Origin of the sequence: Streptomyces sp. NPDC007264 (assembly GCF_042869095.1) — a bacterium.
In the GTDB taxonomy this organism is placed as follows: Bacteria; Actinomycetota; Actinomycetes; order Streptomycetales; family Streptomycetaceae; genus Streptomyces.
Genome location: NZ_JBIAFD010000023.1, coordinates 18341 through 38245, shown reverse-complemented (window position 1 = coordinate 38245; position 19905 = coordinate 18341). Strand labels below are relative to the sequence as shown.

Here is a 19905-nt window from a genome sequence, read left to right as displayed (position 1 = left end):
CGGGGCTCGGCATCCGGCCGACCGCCTCGTGCGGGTACCGCGGCGCCCGCCTGGAGCGCGTCCGGCCCATCATGCGTGACGACGACCGGGTGCCGCGGCGCCCGGTCCTGCTACGCCACCGCCTGTCCCGCGCCCGCGATCTCCGTCGCGCTCGTCCCGGGCGCGTGCTTCTCGAACTGCGTCCGGTGCAGCTCGGCGTACCGCCCGTCCGCCGCGAGCAGTTCCTCGTGCGTGCCGCGCTCCACGATCCGCCCGGCTTCGACGACGAGGATCACGTCGGCTGCCCGGACCGTCGACAGCCGGTGGGCGATGACGACGGCGGTCCGCCCCTCCAGGGCCTCCGCGAGTGCCTCCTGGACGGCCGCTTCCGAGGTGTTGTCCAGGTGGGCCGTGGCCTCGTCGAGTATGACGACGCGCTGGCGGGCCAGCAGCAGTCGGGCGATGGTCATGCGCTGGCGTTCGCCGCCGGAGAGCCGGTAGCCGCGCTCGCCGACCACCGTGTCGAGGCTGTCGGGCAGGGAGCGTACGAGGTCTTCGAGGCGGGCGCGGCGCAGCACGTCCCACAGTTCGTCCTCGGTGGCCCCGGGCCGGGCGAGCAGCAGGTTCTCGCGTACGGAGTCGTGGAAGAGGTGCCCGTCCTGCGTGACCATGCCGAGGGTGGCCCGCATCGACTCGGCACTGAGTTCGCGTACGTCGACGCCGCCGATGCGGACGGCCCCGTCGTCGGCGTCGTACAGCCGCGGCAGCAGCTGCGCGATGGTCGACTTTCCGGCGCCGGACGAGCCGACCAGGGCGACGGTCTGGCCGGGTTCGGCGCGGAAGCTGATGCCGTGGAGGACCTCGGCGCCACCGCGGGTGTCCAGGGCGGCGACCTCCTCCAGCGAGGCCAGGGAGACCTTGTCGGCGGACGGGTAGCCGAAGCGGACGTCCTCGAACTCCACGGCGACCGGTCCCTCCGGCACGGCGCGGGCGTCCGGCTTCTCCTCGATCAGCGGCTTGAGGTCGAGCACCTCGAAGACACGCTCGAAGCTGACGAGGGCGCTCATGACCTCGACGCGCGCCCCCGCAAGTGATGTGAGCGGCGCGTAGAGGCGGGTCAGCAGCAGCGCAAGGGACACGACGGCGCCCGGCTGCAGGGTGCCGCGCAGCGCGAACCAGCCGCCGAGCCCGTAGACGAGCGCGAGCGCCAGGGCGGAGACCAGCGTCAGGGCGGTGATGAACGCCGACTGCGCCATCGCCGTACGCACCCCGATGTCCCGCACCCGCCGGGCCCGTGCCGCGAACTCGACGGACTCGTCCTCGGGCCGCCCGAAGAGCTTGACCAGGGTGGCGCCCGGCGCCGAGAACCGCTCGGTCATCCGGGTCCCCATCGCCGCGTTGAGGTCGGCGGCCTCACGCTGGAGCTTCGCCATCCGGCTGCCCATCCGCCGCGCGGGGATCACGAACACCGGCAACAGCGCCAGCGCGAGCAGTGTGATCTGCCAGGACAGGGTGAGCATCACGGCGAGGGTGAGCAGCAGGGTCACCAGGTTGCTGACGACTCCGGAGAGGGTGTTGCTGAAGGCGCGCTGCGCTCCGATCACGTCGTTGTTCAGGCGGCTGACGAGCGCACCCGTACGCGTACGTGTGAAGAACGCGACCGGCATGCGCTGCACATGATCGAACACAGCGGTCCGCAGATCGAGGATGAGTCCCTCGCCGAGCGTCGACGACAACCAGCGGCCGAGGATCCCGAAGGCAGCCTCGGCAAGCGCGATGAGAGCGATGAGCACGGCAAGGCGTACGACGGTGCTCTGGTCGCCGCGGGACACGATGGCGTCGACGACGCGCCCCGCGAGCACCGGCGTGGCGACGGCGAGCAGCGCGGTCGCCACGCTGAGCACCACGAACTGTCCGATACGGCGGCGGTGCGGTCGGGCGAAGGCGCCGATGCGCCGCAGCGTCGCGCGGGCGAGGGGGCGGCGCTCCTGCTGCGCGTTCATGACGCTGTGCAGCTGCATCCAGGCTGTGCTCTCCATGCTCATGAGGGAGACGGTATGACCTCAAGCTCTCTCGAGGTCAAGGGAGACCCTCGCCGGGGACGCGAGCGGGCCCGCCCCGGCGGTCAGCCGCGCAGGCTCCGGAGCGGCAGGAGCACGTGCGCCGCGGTGGTCAGGGTGTCCTCGGCGCCCACGAACGCGGCCAGCCGCTCGGGCGGGACGGGCCTGCCGGGCACGCCCTCGGGCCAGGGGCGGATGGCGAACAGGAAGTAGGCGTAGCCGCGTGCGCGGACCGCGGCCGACCACTCCGGGGGCACACCGCACTGCGCGTTCACGTACGGCATGGTCAGCACGGCCTGGCCCGCCTCGGCCAGCAGCGTCACGGGCAGGCTGGGGCGCTGGGAGCCGTCGATGAGCTCCTCGCCCGCGTTCAGGCCGTTGGCGCGCAGCAGGGCCCCGATGGCGGCCGTGCATCCCGTGGGGCCGCTCGCGCCGTCGCCGAGGGCGTAGGCGAGCAGGTAGGGCATGTCCCCGCCGGGGGCTTCGCCGCTCCAGGCGACGACGGCGAGCGTGCCGAGGTCCTCGGCGCGGAAGGAGCGCGTGGCGCTGCGAGGTGTGGTCATCGCGGAACCGTATCGACGGCTCGGACCGCCGCCGGGCGGGTTTCCCCCGACCGGGGGACACGACCGGCGGCGACCACACGAAAGAGGGACCGAGGGCGACGGCCGGTGCGGCCGTTCACCCCTGCTGGAGGGGAAGGCCGCCCAGCAGTCGGGCGGGCCCGCCGCCGCGGTTGAGGGTGGCCGCCGCGCCCTTGACGCTGTGGAGCACGGAGTTCTCGTTCTCGGTGTCGAGGGCGTCGGACTGGTGCCGGACCGGGCTGACGTCGAGCGTCTGCTGGTGGGTCAGCGTGTCCAGGGCGCCGTTGAGGCTGGAGGGCGTGAGGTCGGAGGCGTCCTGCGCGACGGCGGGAGCGGCGACGCCCGCCAGCGCCAGGGATCCGGCCACGACGGCGGCCGCCTTGAAGGGCTTCATCGTGTTCCTTTCCTCTCTTCGGCTCGTCGGCGACCGGTGTCACCGGGGCAAGGGATGCAAGGGATGCAAGGGATGCAGGGGATGCGTGAACGCCGCGGCGAGCGCCGCCCCTGCTACGCCGACCGGCCGTCCTCCTGCGGGAGAACGGCCGGCAGAAGTCCGCTCGGACGTCAGTTGTTGGCGCAGCCGTTGCCGAACGCCGGGTTCAGCAGGCCGACGACATCGACCGTGTCCCCGCACACGCCGACCGGGACATGGGCCGGGGCCTGCAGGGAACTGCCCGACAGGATGCCCGGGGAGCCGTCGGCGGTGGCGCTTGCGCCGCTGTCGGCAGCGGCGACGCCGGCGGCGCCCGCCACGGCCGCGACGGCAACGGAGGTAAGGGCCAGGCCCTTCGCGATACGCGACATGGAGAGGTACTCCTTGGGGATCGTTCACAACAACCGGGCGGAATGCCCGATGTTGAGTCAACTGCGCAGCATGTGACCGGGTTGCGCCTCCGATGGAGTGATGTACCTCAATCGGCCGAGCCGTCGGCCTCGGCGCGGAAACGCGCCCGCGCGGAGGGTCCGGGAGCCGGGCGGCTGCCGTCCGGAGGTCCACGGACAGGTCTCGTCCATATGTCCGGACAAAATGTTGACAGGGCTCCCCCGGCACGACTAGACCTGGGGTCAGCCGACGTGAAGGCAACTCGATGGAGGAGTTCGAGGAGTCCGCATGAGCACGGATCTGTACGTCCCCGGGGGCACCACCGCGAACGCGCGGTACACCCTCGACATCACCCCCGAGCGGGCCGGCTGGACCCACAGCAGTCTGCGGATCGTGGAGCTCGGGCCGGGCGGCACACACGCGTTCGCCACCGGCGGCAGCGAGTGGATCGTGCTTCCCCTCGAAGGCGCCGCTACCGTGCACACAGCGGATCAGATGTTCCAACTCCTGGGCAGGGAAAGCGTGTTCGCGGGGGTCTCCGACTTCGCGTACGTACCCCGCGACGCCCGGGCACAGATCGCCTCCGGTGCGGGAGGCCGCTTCGCCCTGGCAGGAGCGAAGTGCGAGCGCCGACTCCCCGCCCGCTACGGCCCCGCGCCGGAGGTCCCCGTCGAAGACCGCGGCAGCGGCACCTGCGCCCGCCGGGTGCGCAACTTCGCCTCCGCCGACGCCTTCGAGTGCGACCGGCTCATCGCCGTCGAGGTCATCACCCCCGGGGGCCACTGGTCCTCGTACCCGCCCCACAAGCACGACGAGACGCGGCCGGGCGAGGAGACGGAGCTCGAGGAGATCTACTACTTCGAGATCGAGGGCCCGAACGGTTTCGGATACCAGCGCGTATTCCCCTCGCGTGAGGGCGGATCCGACGTCCTCGCCGAGGTCCGCACCGGCGATGCCGTCCTCGTCCCCGACGGCTGGCACGGCCCCTCCGTCGCCCAGCCCGGACACACCATGTACTACCTGAACGTCATGGCCGGGCCGGGCGAGGAGCGCCAGTGGCGGATCTGCTTCCACCCGGATCACACGGAGGGATACCGATGACCCCGACGACGAGGCTCACGGTCGCTCAGGCACTCGTACGCTTCCTGGCCGCCCAGCACACCGAGCGCGACGGGGTGCGCCGGCGCCTGATCGGTGCCACCTGGGGCATCTTCGGCCACGGCAACGTCGCGGGCCTCGGGCAGGCACTGGTGCAGTACGCCGGCCTCATGCCCTATCACCAGGGCCGCAACGAGCAGTCGATGGTGCACGCGGCGGTGGGCTACGCCCGGCAGTCGAACCGGCTGTCCGCGCACGCCGTCACGACGTCCATCGGCCCAGGGGCGACCAATCTGGTCACCGGTGCCGCCCTCGCCACGGTCAACCATCTGCCGGTCCTGCTGCTGCCCGGGGACGTCTTCGCCTCCCGCCCGGCGGACCCGGTGCTCCAGCAGCTCGAGGTGCCGCACGCCGGCGACGTGTCCGTCAACGACTGTCTGCGCCCGGTGTCGAAGTACTTCGACCGGATCACCCGCCCCGAGGCGCTGATCCCGGCCGCGCTCCAGGCGATGCGCGTGCTGAGCGACCCGGTGGACACGGGCGCGGTCACGCTCGCGCTGCCGCAGGACGTGCAGGCCGAGGCGTACGACTGGCCGGACGAGTTCTTCGCCGAGCGGACCTGGACGGTGCGCCGCCCGGGCCCCGACCCGGTGGAGCTCGCCGCGGCGGTCCGGGCCATCCGCGCCGCACGGCGCCCCCTCCTGGTGGCCGGCGGAGGCGTCCACCACAGCCGCGCCGAGGACGCCCTCGCCGCGTTCGCCGAGTCCACCGGCATACCCGTGACCTCCACGCAGGCCGGCAAGGGCTCGCTGCGCTGGGACCACCCGCAGGACGTCGGCGGCATCGGCCACACCGGCACGGCAGCCGCCGACGAACTCGCCCGCACCGCCGACCTGGTGATCGGCGTGGGCACCCGGTACACCGACTTCACCACCGCCTCAGGCACCCTGTTCACCGGCGAGGGCGTCCGCTTCCTCAACCTCAACATCGCCCCCTTCGACAGCCACAAGCTCGCCGGGCTCCCGCTGGTCGCCGACGCGCGCAGCGGGCTGGAGCGGCTGACCCGGGCGCTGAAGCCGCACGGGTACCGCGCCGGTCCCGGGTACGTCAGCGAGTACACCGAGGACAAGGAGCGCTGGGAGCAGCGGATCGACGCCTGCTTCGAGGCCGACGAGCCGGACATACGGCCGACGCAGCCCCAGGTCATCGGCATCCTGGACGCCCTGGTGGACGAGTCCGACATCATCGTCAACGCGGCCGGGTCGCTCCCCGGCGACCTGCACAGGCTGTGGCGGACCCGCTCCCGCGACCAGTACCACCTCGAATACGGCTACTCGTGCATGGGCTACGAGATCCCGGCCGCGATCGGGGTGCGGATGGCCGCTCCCGACCGCCCGGTGTGGGCGCTGGTCGGCGACGGCACCTATCTGATGATGCCGACGGAGATCGTCACCGCCGTGCAGGAGGGCATCGCGATCAAGATCGTGCTGGTGCAGAACCACGGCTACGCGTCCATCGGCGGCCTGTCGGAGTCCGTGGGCGGCGAGCGGTTCGGCACCGCCTACCGGTTCCGGTCCGAGGACGGCACGTACACGGGCCCGCCGCTGCCCGTCGACCTCGCCGCCAACGCGGCCAGCCTGGGCATGCGGGTGCTGCGCGCGAAGTCCGTGCGCGCCCTGCGCGCCGCGCTCGCTCAGGCGCGCGACGCGGACACTCCCACATGTGTCTACGTGGAGACCGAAACCGCAGACACTGTGTCGGGCGCGCCTCCCGCGCAGGCCTGGTGGGATGTTCCCGTGGCCGAGACCGCGACCCGACCGTCGGCGGTGAAGGCCCGCGAGCTGTACGAACGGCACGTCTCGACCCGACGCCGCCATCTGTGAAGGAGTACTTGGGCATGACGAAGATCGTCAACCACTGGATCGGCGGCAAGACCGCCGAGGGCGCGTCGGGCACGTACGGGCCGGTGACGGACCCGGCGACCGGCGAGGTCACCACGAAGGTCGCCTTCGCGACCGTGGAGGAGGTGGACGCGGCCGTCGCGGCGGCCAAGGACGCGTACCGCACCTGGGGCCAGTCCTCCCTCGCCCGGCGCACGGCCGTGATGTTCCGGTTCCGGGCGCTGCTCGACGAGCACCGCGACGAGATCGCCGCGCTGATCACCGCCGAGCACGGCAAGGTGCACAGCGACGCGCTCGGTGAGGTGGCGCGCGGCCTGGAGATCGTCGACCTGGCGTGCGGCATCACCGTCCAGCTGAAGGGCGAGCTGTCCACGCAGGTGGCCAGCCGCGTGGACGTGGCCGCCATCCGGCAGCCGCTGGGTGTGGTCGCGGGCATCACGCCCTTCAACTTCCCGGCCATGGTGCCGATGTGGATGTTCCCGATCGCCATCGCGTGCGGCAACACGTTCGTGCTGAAGCCGTCCGAGAAGGACCCGTCGGCGTCGGTCCGCCTCGCCGAGCTGCTCGCCGAGGCGGGCCTGCCCGACGGCGTCTTCAACGTCGTCCACGGCGACAAGGTGGCCGTCGACCGGCTCCTGGAGCACCCCGACGTCAAGGCCGTCTCCTTCGTCGGCTCGACCCCGATCGCCCGCTACATCCACACCACGGCCTCCGCGAACGGCAAGCGCGTCCAGGCCCTGGGCGGCGCGAAGAACCACATGCTGGTCCTGCCGGACGCCGACCTGGACGCGGCGGCGGACGCCGCGGTGTCGGCCGCGTACGGCTCGGCGGGCGAGCGCTGCATGGCCATCTCCGCCGTCGTGGCCGTCGGCTCCGTCGGCGACGCGCTGGTGGAGAAGATCCGCGAGCGCGCCGAGAAGATCAAGATCGGCCCGGGCAGCGACCCGGCGTCCGAGATGGGCCCCCTGATCACGAGGGCGCACCGCGACAAGGTGGCGTCGTACGTGACGGGCGCGGCGGCGGAGGGCGCCGAGGTCGTCCTGGACGGCACCGGCTACACGGTCGAGGGGCACGAGGACGGCCACTGGATCGGCATCTCGCTCCTGGACAGGGTGCCGACCACGGCCAAGGCGTACCAGGACGAGATCTTCGGCCCCGTGCTGTGCGTGCTGCGCGTGGAGACCTACGACGAGGGCGTCGCGCTCATCAACGCCTCCCCGTTCGGCAACGGCACCGCGATCTTCACCCGCGACGGCGGCGCGGCCCGCCGCTTCCAGCTGGAGATCGAGGCGGGCATGGTGGGCGTGAACGTGCCGATCCCGGTCCCCGTGGGCTACCACTCGTTCGGCGGCTGGAAGGACTCGCTCTTCGGCGACCACCACATCTACGGCAACGACGGCACGCACTTCTACACCCGCGGCAAGGTCGTCACCACCCGCTGGCCCGACCCGGCCGACGCCCCGACGGGCGTGGACCTCGGGTTCCCCCGCAACCACTGAGACCCCACGACCACCGGTGCCCCGCTCCCCGCGCACGGGGGGCGGGGCACCGCCGTGCAGGCCCGGTTCAGCCCCGCTGCGCGACGGCCTTCTCGAACCCCTCAGTGACGTCACCGGTCTGCGCGGCGGGCGGGCCCGGCCGGGCGAGTCGCCTGGCGGGTGTCGGCGGTGTCCGGACTCCGGACGAAACTCGGCGAATTTCGGCGCGGAAGGTACGGTTCCCGTACGGCCGAAAGACGCCCAGCGCACGGCCTTGACACCACGCAAACGCGCGGTGAATCAGCTTTCCGCAACGAAATCCGTAGGCAAACACCCATTGACGCGCTGGTTTTCGTCGGGGTTCCATTCTGCGCCGGGAGCGGACGACGTGACGTACGACCACAGCCGCCGGAGGCGATAGCGCTCCCGACCGTTTGCACCACCTTCCCCACGACTCGATCGGAACCGCTGCATGACCGACACGCTCCGCCCTGTCGACGACGCCGCCGTCGCGGCGCCGGACAGCCCTCAGAAGCTCAAGCGTTCCATCGGCGTCGTCGGCGGCACCCTGCTCACGCTGTCGTGCGTGACGCCCGCCTCCACGCTCTTCGTGGTCGTCCCCGACCTGTTCGGCTCGCTGGGCACCGCCACCGCCCTCACCATCGCCATCGGCTCGCTCCTCTGCGTCGCCGTGGCGTTCTGCTACTCGGAGCTGGGCACCCTCGTCCCCAGCGCGGGCGGCGAGTACGCCATGGTCTCGACGCTGGCCGGACGGCTCGCCGGCTGGCTGGTCTTCGTGCTGTCCCTGCTCGTCGTGATGATCGTCCCGCCGGTGATCGCGATGGGCACGGCGGACTACCTGGCGCCGGTCGTGCACCTCGACCCGGCGATGACGGGTGCCGGAGTCATGCTGCTCGCCACCCTCGCCGGCCTGCTCGACCTGCGCGCCAACGCCTGGATCACCGGCGTCTTCCTGGTCCTCGAGGTCATCGCCGCCGGCGTCGTCGCGGTCCTCGGCTTCGCACACGGCGAGCGCGGCGCCGACAGCCTCGTCTCCCTGCAGGTGGCCGGCCCCGGCGGCCGCCCCGACACCGTCACGGCCATGCTGATCGTCTCCGGGCTCGCGATCGCCCTCTTCGTCACCCAGGGCTTCTCGACCGCGGTCTACCTCTCCGAGGAACTGGAGCACCCGCGCCGCAACGTCGCCCGCACGGTCCTCGCCGCCCTCGCCATCTCCTCGGTCGTGATCCTGGTCCCCGTCGTGGCGATCACCATGGGCGCCCCCGATCTGAAGGCGCTGACCGACGGGGACATCAGCACCATGGTCACCGCCTGGTCCGGCTCGGCCGTCGGCACCTTCGTCAGCCTCTGCGTGGCCCTCGCGATCATCAACGCGGGCATCGTCATGGTGATCCAGAACTCCCGCGTGCTGTTCGCCTCCGCCCGCGACAAGGCATGGCCCGAGCCGGTCAACAAGGGCCTCGCCAAACTCGGCCGGTTCGGCTCACCGTGGGTCGCCACCCTCCTCGTCGGCGTTCCGGGCGCGCTCCTGTGCTTCGTCGACCTGGACACCCTCTACGGCGTCACAGGCGTCTCGGTGACCGCCATGTACCTGTTGGTCGCGGTCGCCGCCCTGCTCGCCCGGCGCGGCGCGCACCGCCACACCCCCGCGTGGCGGATGCCGCTGTGGCCCGCGACGCCGGTCGTGCTGATCGCGGTCCTGGCCTACGTGCTCAGCCGGCAGGAGACGGGCTACCTGCTGTGGACCGGCGGCATCACGGCGGTCGCCACCCTCTACTGGGTCCTGTACCTCCGCCCGCGCCGCGACACCCGCTGGCTGGTGTCGGTCCCGGAGGACGCGCACGGCTGAGCCCGGCCGCGTTCCCGGCCGGGCCGGGCGAACCATGGGTCTTCGTACCGCGTCCGCGGTATGCGGGAGCAGGCCCGTACCTCTCTGGGAGGTGGCGCGGTTCAGCCCGGCGGCTGCTTCGGCCGTCGGTGGCGGCCCGTACCGTTGACGCATGGATCTTCGACTGCCCGCCCTCCGAGGGCTGCGCCGCGGCACCGTGGCCGCCGTGGCCGCGGCCGTCCTCGCGGCGGCCGGTGTCGGCACCTGGACGGCCGTCGCCTCGGACGAGCCGCCCGCCGTGCACCGCACCGACCGCGTCATGGAGATGGGCGGCGGGGTCCGGATCGACACCTCGTACTTCACCTCCGCCGCCGCCGGCCGCCGTCCTGCCGTCCTGCTCGCGCACGGCTTCGGCGGCAGCAAGGACGACGTCCGCGACCAGGCCCGGCAGCTCGCGCGCGACGGATACGCGGTGCTGACGTGGTCGGCGCGCGGCTTCGGACGGTCGACGGGGAAGATCGGGCTGAACGACCCGCGGGGCGAGGTCGCCGACGTCTCACGGCTCGTCGACTGGCTGGCCCGGCGGCCGGAGGTCCTGCTGGACGAGCCGGGCGACCCCCGCGTGGGCATCACCGGCGCCTCGTACGGCGGAGCCGTCTCGCTGCTGGCCGCGGGACACGACCACCGGGTGGACGCGATCGCCCCGGCGATCACCTACTGGAACCTGGCCGACGCCCTGTTCCCGAACGGCGTGTTCAAGAAGCTGTGGGCCGGCGTCTTCATGAACTCGGGGGGCGGTTGCGCCCGCTTCACCGCCGAGCTGTGCGGGATGTACAACCGGGTCGCGGAGTCCGGGAAGCCCGACGCACGGGCACGGGCACTGCTCGGGGCGCGTTCGCCCTCCGCCGTCGGCAAGGACATCACGGTGCCCACGCTGCTGGTGCAGGGCCAGTCCGACTCGCTGTTCCCGCTCGGCCAGGCCGACGCGGCGGCCCGGACGATCCGGGCCGCCGGAGCGCCGGTCGACGTCGACTGGATCGCGGGCGGGCACGACGGCGGTGACATGGAGACCAGCCGTGTCCAGGCGCGTGTACGGGCGTGGTTCGACCGCTATCTGAAGGGCGACAAGGGGGTCGACACCGGGCCCGCCTTCCGGATCACCCGAACCGGAGGCATCGACTCCACGGACGGCGCGGCGCTCCTGCGGGGCGCGAGCGCGAACCGGTACCCCGGTCTGGAGGGCGGACGGCGGACGGTCGCCCTCGACGGCCGCGAGCAGAGCTTCGTGAACCCTGCGGGCGCGAGCCCGCCGGCGGTCTCCGCGCTGCCCGGCCTCGGCGGCGCGGGCGGCCTGTCGCAGCTGTCGTCCCTGGGCATCGGGGTCTCCCTCGACTTCCCCGGACAGTACGCGCACTTCGACTCCCGTCCCGTGCGCGACAACCTGCGGATCACCGGCTCGCCGACGGTCACCGTCCGTGTGACGTCGACGAGTGACGACGCGGTGCTCTTCGGCAAGGTGTACGACGTCGGCCCCGGCGGCACCCAGCAGGTGCTGCCCGCCCAACTGGTCGCCCCCGTGCGGGTGTCGGGAGCCCGGCAGGGCAGGGACGTCACGCTCACGCTGCCCGCGGTGGACCACGAGGTGCAGAAGGGCCACCGGCTGCGGCTGGTCCTCGCCTCGACCGACCTCGGCTACGCGTCCCCGGCGGCGCCGGCCACCTACCGGGTCGCCCTGAAGGGCGGCCTGGCGGTACCCACGGCACCGGGCGTGACGACCGCGGCGGCCCCGCTCCCCTCCTGGGTCTGGTGGCTGCCGGCGGCCGGAGCGGTGGTGGCGCTGGCGCTGCTGCTGACCGGCCGCCGCCGCACCGTGGCACCGGCCCCCGACCCGGCGCTGGCCGAGGTGCCGCTGCAGATCACGGAGCTGAGCAAGCGGTACGCGAAGTCGGCGGCCGGGTACGCGGTGCGGGACGTGTCCTTCCGTGTGGAGAAGGGCCAGGTGCTCGGCCTGCTGGGGCCGAACGGCGCGGGCAAGACGACCACCCTGCGGATGCTGATGGGCCTCATCCGGCCGGACGGCGGGGAGATCCGGGTCTTCGGGCACGCGATCCGGCCGGGCGCCCCGGTGCTGTCGCGGGTCGGCGCCTTCGTGGAGGGTGCGGGCTTCCTGCCCCACCTGTCGGGCCGGGAGAACCTGGAGCTGTACTGGCGGGCGACGGGCCGCCCGCCCGGGGACGCGCATCTGGACGAGGCACTGGAGATCGCGGGGCTGGGCGGCGCGCTGGCCCGCGCGGTGCGCACGTACTCCCAGGGGATGCGCCAGCGCCTGGCCATCGCCCAGGCGATGCTCGGCCTGCCGGACCTGCTGATCCTCGACGAACCGACCAACGGCCTGGACCCGCCGCAGATCCGCGAGATGCGCGAGGTCATGATCCGGTACGCGGCGGCCGGACGGACGGTCATCGTCTCCAGCCATCTGCTGGCGGAGGTGGAGCAGTCCTGCACCCATCTGGTGGTCATGGACCGCGGCCGGCTGATCCAGGCGGGTCCGGTGCACGAGATCGTCGGCTCCGGCGACACACTGCTCGTCGGCCTGGCGGCCGGCATCGCCGATCCGCTGGTGGAGAAGGTGGCCGCGCTGCCCGGCGTGTCGTCGGCGGTACGCACGGACGGCGGGCTGCTGGTGCGCCTCGCGCCGGGCGGAACGACCGGGGCCGACGGAACCGGGGGAACCGGCGGGGCGGCCGGGGCCGGGGACACCGGCGAAGCCGCCAGGGCCGGGGACACCGGCGGGGCGCCCAGGGCCGGGGACACCGGCGGGGCGGCCGGGGCCGGGGACGTCGGCGAGGGCACGGACGCCGGGCGCGCCGCGGTGGCGGAGCCCGGGCCGACCGGTTCCGGCTCCGCCGCCGCCGCGCGGCTCCTGGCGGAACTCGTGCGGCTGGACGTCCCGGTGTCCTCTCTCGGCCCCCACCGCCGTCTCGAAGACGCCTTCCTCACCCTGATCGGAGGCTCCGCATGAGCACCCTCGCCCCCCGGGCCGAGACGGCCGACGGCTACCGGGCGCGGCGGACACTGCCGCTGCGCGTCGAACTCGTCCGGCAGCTGAAGCGGCGCCGCACCTTCGTGATGGGCGCGGTCCTGGTGGCGCTGCCGTTCGTGCTGGCCGTGGCCTTCGCGATCGGCGGCGACCCCGGCGCCCGCAACGGCCAGGTCACGCTGATGGACACGGCCACCGCGTCGGGCGCCAACTTCGCCGCGGTCAACCTGTTCGTCTCCGCCGGCTTTCTGCTGGTCATCCCGGTCGCCCTGTTCTGCGGGGACACCGTCGCGTCGGAGGCGAGCTGGTCCTCGCTGCGGTATCTGCTCGCGGCGCCCGTCCCGCGCGCCCGCCTGCTGTGGTCGAAGCTCGTGATCGGGCTCGGCCTCAGTCTCGCGGCCATGGTGCTGCTGCCCGTCGTCGCGCTCGCGGTGGGCACGGCGGCCTACGGCTGGGGACCGCTGGAGATCCCCACCGGCGGCGCCCTCGCGCCGGGCACGGCCGCCCAGCGGCTCGTCGTGGTGGTGGCGTACATCTTCGTGTCCCAGCTGGTCACCGCCGGCCTCGCGTTCTGGCTGTCCACGCGGACGGACGCGCCCCTGGGCGCGGTGGGCGGTGCGGTCGGCCTCACGATCGTGGGGAACGTGCTGGACGCGGTCACCGCCCTCGGCCACTGGCGCGACGTCCTGCCCGCGCACTGGCAGTTCGCCTGGGCCGACGCGGTCCAGCCCCGCCCCGAGTGGTCCGGCATGATCCAGGGCACGGTGGTCTCCGTCACCTACGCGCTCGTGCTCTTCGCCCTGGCCTTCCGCGGTTTCGCGCGCAAGGACGTGGTCTCCTAGGCGGGGGACACCCACCGGTCCCGCAGGCCGCCCGGCTCCCCAAAACCTCTGTCCGCGCCATTGAATTTCATTAACTCGCGAGTAAGTTGACCTCCGAGTAAGTACGCATGTCCGCACCCGAGCCGCGACCGGAGCCGTCATGGGCGTACGCAGGGACCTGAAACGGGCGCAACGACGCGGCGATCTGGCCGCCCGCACCGAGGTGGAGCTGATCAGGGACGAGAACGGCACGGTCCGCGAGGTCCGCACCGCCCCGATCGCGCCGCGTCCCACCACGGGCAGCACCGCCGACCTGCCCTTCACCAACGCCGCCGAGGCACCCGATGCCGTGGTGCTGCGCCGTCAGGAGGGCACCGGCTGGCGGCCGGTGACCGCGGCCGCCTTCGCCGCCGACGTCACCGCCACGGCCAAGGGGCTGATCGCGGCGGGCCTGGCACCGGGCGGCCGGGTCGCGGTCATGTCCCGCACCCGCTACGAGTGGACCGTCCTGGACTTCGCGATCTGGGCGGCCGGCGGCCAGACGGTCCCCGTCTACGCCACCTCCTCCGCCCAGCAGGTCGAGTGGATCGTCCGGGACTCGGGCGCCCGCTTCGTCGTCGTCGAGACCGCCGAGAACGCGCGCACGGTGGCGACGGCGACGTCCGCCCACCCCGAGCCCGCGACGGTCTGGCGTCTGGACCAGGACGCCCTCGGCCTCCTCGCCGGCCTCGGCCGGGGCCTTCCCGACGAGGAGGTCACCAAGCGCCGCACGGCGCTCACCCCCGACACGGTCGCGACGATCTGCTACACCTCCGGCACCACCGGGCGCCCCAAGGGCTGCGTCCTCACCCACGCCAACCTGCACGCGGAGGCCGCCAACACCGTCGAACTGCTCCACCCGGTCTTCAAGGAGGTCACCGGCCAGGTCGCCTCGACCCTGCTGTTCCTCCCGCTCGCCCATATCCTGGGCCGCACCCTGCAGATCGCCTGCCTGACGGCCCGCATCGAGCTGGGCCACTTCCCGAGCATCAAGCCCGACGAACTCCGGCCCGCGCTGCGGCAGTTCCGCCCCACCTTCCTGGTCGGCGTGCCCTACCTCTTCGAGAAGATCCACGACACGGGGCGCGCCACCGCCGAGAAGATCGGGCGCGGCGCCTCCTTCGACCGCGCCGACCGCGTCGGGGTCCGCTTCGGCGAGGCGTCCCTGAACGGTTTCCTGGGCGGCGGCAAGGGCCCCGGGCCCGGCCTCACCGCGGCGTGGGCCCTGTACGACCTGCTGGTCTACCGCCGCCTCCGCAAGGAACTGGGCGGCCGCATGCGCTACGCCATCAGTGGCGGCTCCCCGCTCGACCGCAACCTCAACCTGTTCTTCTTCGCGGCCGGAATCGTCGTCTACGAGGGCTACGGCCTCACCGAGACGACCGCCGCCGCCGCCATCGTCCCGCCCCTGCGCCCCCGCCCCGGCACGGTCGGCCTCCCGGTCCCGGGCACGGCCGTCCGCATCGCCGACGACGGCGAGGTCCTCGTCAAGGGAGGTGTGGTCTTCGGCGCCTACTGGAACAACCCCGCCGCCACGGACGCCGTACTCAGCGGCGACTGGTTCGCCACGGGCGATCTCGGCTCCCTCGACCAGGACGGCTACCTCACCATCACCGGCCGCAAGAAGGACATCCTCATCACCAAGGGCGGCAAGAACGTCTCACCCGCCGTTCTGGAGGACCGGCTGCGCAGCCGCCCGCCCGTCGGCCAGTGCATCGTCGTCGGCGACAACCGCACCTATGTCGCCGCCCTGATCACCCTCGACCCCGAGGCGGTCGCGCACTGGCTCGCCGTGCGCAGGCTGCCCCCGGACACCCCGATGTCCGACCTGGTCCGCGACCCGCGGATGCGCGCGGACGTGCAGAAGGCCGTCGACTACGCGAACCAGGCGGTCTCCCGGGCCGAGTCCATCCGGAGGTTCGCGCTGGTCGAGGGCGAGTTCACCGAGGAGAACGGCCTGCTCACCCCGTCCCTGAAGATCAAGCGCCATGCGGTGACGGAGGCGTACGCGCGGGAGATCGAGGCGCTGTACGAGGACTGAGCGCACACGCAGAGCGGCCCGCCGAGCAGGTCGGCGGGCCGCTTGCGAGCGCCGGACTCAGCCGTTGCCGGTGCCGTTGGCCGACAGCACCGGGATGTCCTCCAGGAGGTGCGAGAGCGGCTCGTCGCCCTTGGCCTGGGTGGAGTTCTCGCTGCACTGCTGGTTCTGCGGGGCCGACAGGACCGGGATGTCCTGGACACCGACCGGCACGACGCCGACGAGCGAACCGGCGTTGACCTTCGCGGGCAGACCGAGACAGGGCTTGTTCAGCGAGCCCTGGACGAGCGCCATCTGCGGGCTCATGTCACCGGAGGTGCTGGAATTGCCGTACTGCTGCGTCGCGCTGTTGCCGCTGGTGGACGTCGCGTCACCGTCGTCGCCGAGCGCCAGGGCCGGCGCTGCCGCGACGGCGGAGGCGCCGAGAACGGAAGCGGCGACAACCGCGGCAGCCATAACCTTCTTCATCACTTGCTAGTCCCTTCTGGAGAAACCCCGTCCACCGGAGCGCTCTGGACAACTGCCGCACGCAGGCTTGGTTGCTCTCATTCACTCCGATGGCCCACACCGAGGAAGAGCGGGATTGCCCTTCTGCTCCCGCTGCGGTATCCGCAATCACGCTCCGCCGAACGCCCCGGACGAGTGAATCCTCGAAACCAATCCCAAAAGAACGGGTTGAGCGCCAGAGCAGGAACACGTGCCTCTGCAGAGGAAAGGAACCCGAAATGTTCAAGAAGGCAATGGCCATGGCGGCGGTCGCGACGTCCCTCGTCGGTGTATCAGCGGCTGCCGCCCCCCAGGCGCTTGCCCTCGGAGACGACGACACGACGACGTCGACCAGCGCCAACGACGCCGCGCAGACCTACGGGAACTCGGCCACCTCCGGCGACATGAGCCCGCAGGCGTCCCTCGCCCAGGGTTCCCTGAACAAGCTCTGTGTCGGCCTCCCGGCGAAGGCCAACGCGGGTTCGCTCGTCGGCGTCGTGCCGGTCTCGGCCGAAGACGTCCCGGTTTTGTCGGCCGCGCAGAACGCCCAGTGCGCCGAGAACTCCACCCAGGCCAAGGGCGACGAGCCGCTGTCGAACATCGCGAACGACATCCCGGTGCTGTCCGCCAACGGCACCGCCAACGGCTGAGGCCCCTCCGCCGCCCCCGCGCACCGTCCGGCGACGATGTGCGACGCGCGGTGGAACGACGGCCGTACCGGCGGGGAATTCACCGTCCCGTGCTCCGGCGCGCGCTGCACGCGGATACGGGCCGGCGTCGGAACCCGTGCAGCATCCGCCTGAATTCAATCGTGGCGTTCGAGTGAATTGCGCGGCGCCTCACGCACGGGAGTTGCTTCGGCCGTCTATTCCTCGTTTCACAGACTGCAGGTCGTGCGGCGAGCGTTCAAGCTGTGCTCGCTCGGTTTCGGCCGTCACAGGGGCACGACCGCAACGAAGGGAAACTACGTGAAGCACAAGAAGAGCGCTGCCATCGTCGCCGGTGCCATCATGGCCCTCGGAATGGCCACCCCGGCCATGGCCGACGCCGGTGCCGACGCCGCCGCGACCGGCTCGCCGGGCGTCCTTTCCGGCAACATCATCCAGGTTCCCCTGGCCATCCCCGTCAACGCGTGCGGCAACACCGCCAGCCTCGTCGGGCTGCTGAACCCGGCGTACGGCAACGGGTGCGCGAACTACTGACGACATAGCCGTCAGAGGCTGATGCCGTCGCACCAGCCGCCGGCTGTGTCACGGCCGGCCTTGGACTGCTCTCTTCAGGTTCCAGGGCCGGCTCTTCCGGCTCATCCCACTTCTAGGAAGACAACGAGATTGCGACAGACCCTGAGCAGGGGAATGGTCGCGGCTGCCGCCGCGACAGGCATTCTGTCCCTGTGCGGCAACCCGGTGTACGCGGACTCCGGCGCAGGCAGCGCCGCGAGCGGATCGCCCGGCGTCGCGTCCGGCAACACCGTCCAGGTGCCGGTGGACGCGCCGGTCAACCTCTGCGGCAACACCGTCGACGTGGTGGCCGTGCTGAACCCGGCCTTCGGCAACGCCTGTGCCAACGGCTCCGGCGCGGGATCCTCGACCGTTCCGGCCCAGACGCCCCGCGCCACCGGTCCCGGTGACGACCACGACCGGCCCGGCAACGGCAACGGCAACGACCACGGAAACGGCGTGTCGCGGCCCGGCAGGCCCGAGGGCGGGCAGCAGAGCCGTCCCTCGGGCAACAGCAGCACCCCGCCGCGCACCGCGCCGGGCCGTCGGCCGGACGCACCGCAGGCCGCCACGCCTCCGCGCACCGTGGGCACCACTCCCTCGCGCATGGCACCCACACTGGCCGAGACCGGCAGTGAGGGCCTGATCGCGGCCTCGGCGGTCAGCGTCGCGATGCTGGCCGGCGGGCTCATCCTGTACCGGCGGAGCCGGGCCACGGCCCGCCGGTAGTGCGACGGGTGCCGGGCGCGCCGCGTCCGGCACCCGCACCGTCCCACACGTCTCCCCGGTCGACGGCCCAGGGGCGGCGCCCACGGCGTGGGCGCCGCCCCTGGGCCGTCCCTGTCCGTGACCGGGCCGCGTGCGCCGCCGCACCGGACATGCGACACCCGTGTCACAAAGAACCGGGCTCTGTCACAGATGTCCCGCGGCCACGGGTCTTCTGTCACACCCGGTTCACAGGCCCTGCCCGCCGCGCACTCACCGTCGTTGATCGAGCACAGGCTTTGTGATCGCCAGCGCAGCGCCCGGTCCCCACGACGGCCTCCCCCGGCCGCCACCGCGGCGCGCGCGGGGAGGTGCTACCGATGACCGACCGTCGTCTCTGGTCCTACAAGGAGATCGCCGCGCACATCCGGGTGCAGCCGGACACCGTGAGGTCGTATCGCAAGCACGGGCTCCTGCCTCCGCCGGACCATGTGGAGGGCGGCAGACCCTACTGGTACGCCGACACGGTCCGCCGCTGGGTCGCCTCCCGCCCGGGCAACCGCGGCCGCGGCCGTGAAGGGACGTGACCGGGCCCCCTGACCGCCGAGCGGCCCGCCCTGCCGGGCGGGCCGCTCGGCATTGTCGCGTTGCCCGGGAGCGCAGGGGCCGACAAACGGGTCGTCCCCCGGTGGCCGGGATCAGCGCCACGGTTCGACGACCGTCACACCCGCGCCCGGCGCCTTCCCCATCGCCGCGAGTGCCTCCGGGGCCCCGGCCAGCGGGATCGTCGACGTGACCAGGAGTTCGGGGCGCAGGGCGCCCGAGCGGACCATGTCCAGCAGGGGTGGATAGCTGTGGGCCGCCATGCCGTGACTGCCGAGGATCTCCAGTTCCAGGGCGATCACCCGGGCCATCGGGACCGGGGTCGTGCCGGACGGCGACGGCAGCAGGCCGACCTGGATGTGGCGGCCGCGGCGGCGCAGGCCGTCGACCGAGGCCGCGCAGGTCTCGGGGGAACCGAGCGCGTCGAGGGAGACATGGGCGCCACCGTTCGTCAGGGCGCGGACCGCGGCCGCCGTGTCCTCGGTGCGCCTGGCGTCCACGCACTCCGTCGCCCCGAACTTCCGTGCCATGTCGAGGGCTCGGGGCGAGACGTCGACGGCCACGACCCTCGCCCCGGAGGCCGCCGCGATCATCACCGCCGACAGACCGACGCCCCCGCACCCGTGCACGGCGACCCACTCCCCCGCCGCCACCCGACCCTGCTGGACGACCGCGCGGAACGCCGTGGCGAACCGGCACCCCAGGGACGCGGCCGTCCGGAACGACATCTCCTGCGGCACCGCCACCAGATTGATGTCCGCCCGCTCCAACGCCACGTACTGGGCGAAGGATCCCCAGTGCGTGAACCCCGGCTGGGTCTGCCGCTCGCACACCTGCTGGTCCCCGGCCGCGCACGAAGGGCAGGTGCCGCAGGCGCAGACGAAGGGAACCGTGACCCGGTCACCGGGCCGCCAGCCGGTCACCAGGGCGCCCACCTCCTCGACGACCCCGGCCAGTTCGTGCCCGGGCACATGGGGGAGCGCGACGTCCGGGTCGTGCCCCATCCAGCCGTGCCAGTCGCTGCGGCACAGCCCCGTCGCCTCGACGCGCACCACGACCCCGTGCTCCGCAGGCCGGGGGTCCGCCACCTCACGGACGTCGGCCCACTCGCCGAACCGCTCGAACACCACCGCACGCATACGACCGCAACCCTTCGCCCGGGCCCACGACCCCCGGCACCGCCG

At 72.6% G+C, this 19905-nt stretch carries 17 protein-coding genes; 11 read left to right on the top strand and 6 right to left on the bottom strand.

Going from position 1 to position 19905, the window contains the following annotated elements; translation table 11 throughout:
- Positions 1-110: 110 nt before the first annotated feature.
- The 4 genes from ACFYMU_RS29755 to ACFYMU_RS29740 all read right to left on the bottom strand — a co-directional run bounded on the left by ACFYMU_RS29755 (position 111) and on the right by ACFYMU_RS29740 (position 3424).
- The gene (locus ACFYMU_RS29755) at positions 111-2018 is read right to left on the bottom strand and encodes an ABC transporter ATP-binding protein (RefSeq protein WP_388379849.1); all 1908 of its coding nucleotides are present in this window, start codon (positions 2016-2018) and stop codon (positions 111-113) included.
- An 86-nt stretch (positions 2019-2104) separates the two neighbouring features.
- Positions 2105-2602, bottom strand: a complete 498-nt coding sequence (locus ACFYMU_RS29750; RefSeq protein ID WP_388379675.1) for a DUF5949 family protein — start codon at positions 2600-2602, stop codon at positions 2105-2107.
- A 115-nt stretch (positions 2603-2717) separates the two neighbouring features.
- Positions 2718-3014: a hypothetical protein gene (locus tag ACFYMU_RS29745; RefSeq protein ID WP_388379672.1), complete on the bottom strand. Its 297-nt coding sequence runs from the start codon at positions 3012-3014 to the stop codon at positions 2718-2720.
- Positions 3015-3184: 170 nt separating this feature from the next.
- Positions 3185-3424, bottom strand: a complete 240-nt coding sequence (locus ACFYMU_RS29740; protein ID WP_388379669.1) for a chaplin — start codon at positions 3422-3424, stop codon at positions 3185-3187.
- A 307-nt stretch (positions 3425-3731) separates the two neighbouring features.
- On the opposite strand from ACFYMU_RS29740, the gene iolB reads away from it, so the two are divergent.
- The 7 genes from iolB (at position 3732) to ACFYMU_RS29705 (ending at position 15710) form a co-directional block, all read left to right on the top strand.
- Positions 3732-4544: a 5-deoxy-glucuronate isomerase gene (gene iolB / locus ACFYMU_RS29735; protein ID WP_388379666.1), complete on the top strand. Its 813-nt coding sequence runs from the start codon at positions 3732-3734 to the stop codon at positions 4542-4544.
- Positions 4541-6424 carry a 3D-(3,5/4)-trihydroxycyclohexane-1,2-dione acylhydrolase (decyclizing) gene (iolD, locus tag ACFYMU_RS29730; protein WP_388379663.1) on the top strand — a complete coding sequence of 628 codons (1884 nt, stop codon included), beginning with the start codon at positions 4541-4543 and terminating at the stop codon, positions 6422-6424. Before iolB ends, iolD begins: the two co-directional genes overlap by 4 nt.
- Positions 6425-6438: 14 nt before the next feature.
- Positions 6439-7941: a CoA-acylating methylmalonate-semialdehyde dehydrogenase gene (mmsA, locus tag ACFYMU_RS29725; protein ID WP_388379660.1), complete on the top strand. Its 1503-nt coding sequence runs from the start codon at positions 6439-6441 to the stop codon at positions 7939-7941.
- Positions 7942-8392: 451 nt separating this feature from the next.
- Positions 8393-9790, top strand: coding sequence for an APC family permease (locus ACFYMU_RS29720; RefSeq protein ID WP_388379657.1), 1398 nt, complete (start codon positions 8393-8395; stop codon positions 9788-9790).
- A gap of 151 nt (positions 9791-9941) precedes the next feature.
- Positions 9942-12791, top strand: coding sequence for an alpha/beta fold hydrolase (locus tag ACFYMU_RS29715; protein ID WP_388379655.1), 2850 nt, complete (start codon positions 9942-9944; stop codon positions 12789-12791).
- Complete coding sequence (locus ACFYMU_RS29710) at positions 12788-13651, top strand: ABC transporter permease (RefSeq protein ID WP_388379652.1); 864 nt, start codon at positions 12788-12790, stop codon at positions 13649-13651. Before ACFYMU_RS29715 ends, ACFYMU_RS29710 begins: the two co-directional genes overlap by 4 nt.
- Before the next feature lie 139 nt (positions 13652-13790).
- A complete protein-coding gene (locus tag ACFYMU_RS29705) occupies positions 13791-15710 on the top strand; it encodes an AMP-dependent synthetase/ligase (protein WP_388379649.1) in 1920 nt (639 codons plus the stop codon).
- Positions 15711-15767: 57 nt separating this feature from the next.
- On the opposite strand, the gene ACFYMU_RS29700 is transcribed toward ACFYMU_RS29705, so the two are convergent.
- A complete protein-coding gene (locus tag ACFYMU_RS29700; RefSeq protein WP_388379846.1) occupies positions 15768-16175 on the bottom strand; it encodes a rodlin in 408 nt (135 codons plus the stop codon).
- A 257-nt stretch (positions 16176-16432) separates the two neighbouring features.
- Here ACFYMU_RS29700 and ACFYMU_RS29695 point away from each other — a divergent pair, with 257 nt between their 5' ends.
- The 4 genes from ACFYMU_RS29695 (at position 16433) to ACFYMU_RS29680 (ending at position 18705) form a co-directional block, all read left to right on the top strand.
- The gene (locus ACFYMU_RS29695; RefSeq protein ID WP_388379646.1) at positions 16433-16843 is read left to right on the top strand and encodes a rodlin; all 411 of its coding nucleotides are present in this window, start codon (positions 16433-16435) and stop codon (positions 16841-16843) included.
- 360 nt (positions 16844-17203) lie between these two features.
- The gene (locus tag ACFYMU_RS29690; RefSeq protein WP_388379844.1) at positions 17204-17395 is read left to right on the top strand and encodes a chaplin; all 192 of its coding nucleotides are present in this window, start codon (positions 17204-17206) and stop codon (positions 17393-17395) included.
- Between the two features lie 129 nt (positions 17396-17524).
- On the top strand, positions 17525-18142 hold the full coding sequence (locus tag ACFYMU_RS29685) for a chaplin family protein (RefSeq protein WP_388379643.1): 618 nt from the start codon (positions 17525-17527) through the stop codon (positions 18140-18142).
- A gap of 356 nt (positions 18143-18498) precedes the next feature.
- A complete protein-coding gene (locus tag ACFYMU_RS29680; RefSeq protein ID WP_388379640.1) occupies positions 18499-18705 on the top strand; it encodes a helix-turn-helix transcriptional regulator in 207 nt (68 codons plus the stop codon).
- 111 nt (positions 18706-18816) lie between these two features.
- Here ACFYMU_RS29680 and ACFYMU_RS29675 read toward each other — a convergent pair whose 3' ends face one another.
- Positions 18817-19860 carry a zinc-dependent alcohol dehydrogenase family protein gene (locus ACFYMU_RS29675; protein WP_388379637.1) on the bottom strand — a complete coding sequence of 348 codons (1044 nt, stop codon included), beginning with the start codon at positions 19858-19860 and terminating at the stop codon, positions 18817-18819.
- Positions 19861-19905: the final 45 nt, after the last annotated feature.

What these genes read in the sequence shown, in the direction of transcription:
- ACFYMU_RS29755 (WP_388379849.1), bottom strand. Translation starts at nt 2,018, where the DNA reads ATGGAGAGCACAGCCTGGATGCAGCTGCACAGCGTCATGAACGCGCAG.
- ACFYMU_RS29750 (WP_388379675.1), bottom strand. Translation starts at nt 2,602, where the DNA reads ATGACCACACCTCGCAGCGCCACGCGCTCCTTCCGCGCCGAGGACCTC.
- ACFYMU_RS29745 (WP_388379672.1), bottom strand. Translation starts at nt 3,014, where the DNA reads ATGAAGCCCTTCAAGGCGGCCGCCGTCGTGGCCGGATCCCTGGCGCTG.
- ACFYMU_RS29740 (WP_388379669.1), bottom strand. Translation starts at nt 3,424, where the DNA reads ATGTCGCGTATCGCGAAGGGCCTGGCCCTTACCTCCGTTGCCGTCGCG.
- iolB (WP_388379666.1), top strand. Translation starts at nt 3,732, where the DNA reads ATGAGCACGGATCTGTACGTCCCCGGGGGCACCACCGCGAACGCGCGG.
- iolD (WP_388379663.1), top strand. Translation starts at nt 4,541, where the DNA reads ATGACCCCGACGACGAGGCTCACGGTCGCTCAGGCACTCGTACGCTTC.
- mmsA (WP_388379660.1), top strand. Translation starts at nt 6,439, where the DNA reads ATGACGAAGATCGTCAACCACTGGATCGGCGGCAAGACCGCCGAGGGC.
- ACFYMU_RS29720 (WP_388379657.1), top strand. Translation starts at nt 8,393, where the DNA reads ATGACCGACACGCTCCGCCCTGTCGACGACGCCGCCGTCGCGGCGCCG.
- ACFYMU_RS29715 (WP_388379655.1), top strand. Translation starts at nt 9,942, where the DNA reads ATGGATCTTCGACTGCCCGCCCTCCGAGGGCTGCGCCGCGGCACCGTG.
- ACFYMU_RS29710 (WP_388379652.1), top strand. Translation starts at nt 12,788, where the DNA reads ATGAGCACCCTCGCCCCCCGGGCCGAGACGGCCGACGGCTACCGGGCG.
- ACFYMU_RS29705 (WP_388379649.1), top strand. Translation starts at nt 13,791, where the DNA reads ATGGGCGTACGCAGGGACCTGAAACGGGCGCAACGACGCGGCGATCTG.
- ACFYMU_RS29700 (WP_388379846.1), bottom strand. Translation starts at nt 16,175, where the DNA reads ATGAAGAAGGTTATGGCTGCCGCGGTTGTCGCCGCTTCCGTTCTCGGC.
- ACFYMU_RS29695 (WP_388379646.1), top strand. Translation starts at nt 16,433, where the DNA reads ATGTTCAAGAAGGCAATGGCCATGGCGGCGGTCGCGACGTCCCTCGTC.
- ACFYMU_RS29690 (WP_388379844.1), top strand. Translation starts at nt 17,204, where the DNA reads ATGGCCCTCGGAATGGCCACCCCGGCCATGGCCGACGCCGGTGCCGAC.
- ACFYMU_RS29680 (WP_388379640.1), top strand. Translation starts at nt 18,499, where the DNA reads ATGACCGACCGTCGTCTCTGGTCCTACAAGGAGATCGCCGCGCACATC.
- ACFYMU_RS29675 (WP_388379637.1), bottom strand. Translation starts at nt 19,860, where the DNA reads ATGCGTGCGGTGGTGTTCGAGCGGTTCGGCGAGTGGGCCGACGTCCGT.